Origin of the sequence: Rhodococcus sp. FH8 (genome assembly GCF_019266085.1) — a bacterium.
Lineage (GTDB): Bacteria > Actinomycetota > Actinomycetes > Mycobacteriales > Mycobacteriaceae > Rhodococcus_F > Rhodococcus_F qingshengii.
In genome coordinates, this window is sequence record NZ_LPNQ01000011.1 from 1 (window position 1) to 1385 (window position 1385).

1 protein-coding gene is annotated in these 1385 nt (G+C 59.9%); it reads right to left on the reverse strand.

Going from position 1 to position 1385, the window contains the following annotated elements; all coding sequences use genetic code 11:
* Positions 1–37: 37 nt before the first annotated feature.
* Positions 38–1318, reverse strand: a complete 1281-nt coding sequence (locus ATN38_RS00075; RefSeq protein ID WP_030537341.1) for an IS256 family transposase — start codon at positions 1316–1318, stop codon at positions 38–40.
* Positions 1319–1385: the final 67 nt, after the last annotated feature.

Consider the following 1385-nt stretch of genomic DNA (forward strand, 5'->3'; position numbering starts at 1 on the left):
GGGTCTATCTCTTTAACGGTGTTTCGGCGGATTTCCATCAGTAAGTTTCAGATCCTGGCCAACGATCGGCGAACGTGATCGCAAACGCGTTCAGAGCGGGCTTCCACCTCGTTATCCATCGTGCCTGGCCCTTGCCTGTCGGGTCGAGCGAACGTGTCACCAAATACAGACACTTCAGCGCAGCCGCCTCGGTAGGGAAATGGCCACGAGCTTTCACCGCCCTCCGATAGCGGGCATTGAGGGACTCAATCGCGTTGGTAGAGCAGAGCACTCGCCGTATCTCTGTGTCGTAATCGAGGAACGGAATGAACTCCTGCCAAGCGTTGGTCCACAATCGGATGATCGCCGGATACCTCTCACCCCAGTGCTCGGCGAGATCGTCCAGCCCCGCGTGAGCGGCAGCCTCGGTCGGTGCCGTGTAGATCGGTCTGAGATCGTGTTTGAGTGCGTCCCAGTGTTGACGTCCCGAGAGCCGAAAGGTGTTGCGGATCAAATGCACGACGCACGTTTGTACCGTCGTGGCCGGCCATACGTTCTCGACGACTTCCGGCAGGCCTTTCAATCCGTCGCAGACCAGGAAGAACACATCCCGAGTGCCGCGATTGCGAATGTCCGTCAGCACGGACATCCAGAATTTGGCGCCCTCACCGCCGGTGCCGGCCCACAATCCGAGCACGTCGCGCCGTCCGTCGAGACTGACGCCGATCGCCGCGTAGATCGGCCGGTTTGCGACCTGCCCGTCTCGAACTTTGACGACGATCGCATCGACGAAAACTGCCGCGTACACCTCGTCGAGCGGACGGGCAGACCAGTCCTGCATCTCCTCGAGGACCTTGTCGGTGATCCGCGAGATGGTCTCCTTCGAGACCGAGGCCCCGTAGATTTCAGCGAAATGCGAACTGATTTCACCAGTCGTTAATCCTTTGGCGTACAACGACAACACGATCTCATCGACCCCGTTCAATCGACGTTGGCGTTTCTTGACGATCTGCGGCTCGAACGTCCCTTCCCGATCACGAGGGACCTCGATCGGGACATGCCCACTGGCCTCGGTCAACACCGTTTTCGACCGAGTCCCGTTGCGAATATTCGTAGACTCCCGATCGGCCGGAGCTTGGTTCTTGTCGTGCCCGAGGTGCTCGGTCATCTCCTCGTTCAGTGCGGTTTCCAGAACGGTTTTGGTGAACTGCTTGAGCAAACCGTCCGGCCCGGTCAGCGACAGGCCCTGCTCCTTGGCCAGGCGCACCAACTCCGCGGCCGCCGCAGCTTCCGCGGAGGGCTCGGCCCTCTTCTTCGTCACATTCTCCAGTGTCGTCATCTCGGCACCTCCTCGCCGAGCATTCACTCAGCGTCTCGGGCCAAAACACCGATTACGAAACAGTCCC

Bases quoted from the DNA above. Each gene is read 5' to 3' on its own strand.
- ATN38_RS00075 (WP_030537341.1), bottom strand. From the start codon at position 1,318: ATGACGACACTGGAGAATGTGACGAAGAAGAGGGCCGAGCCCTCCGCG.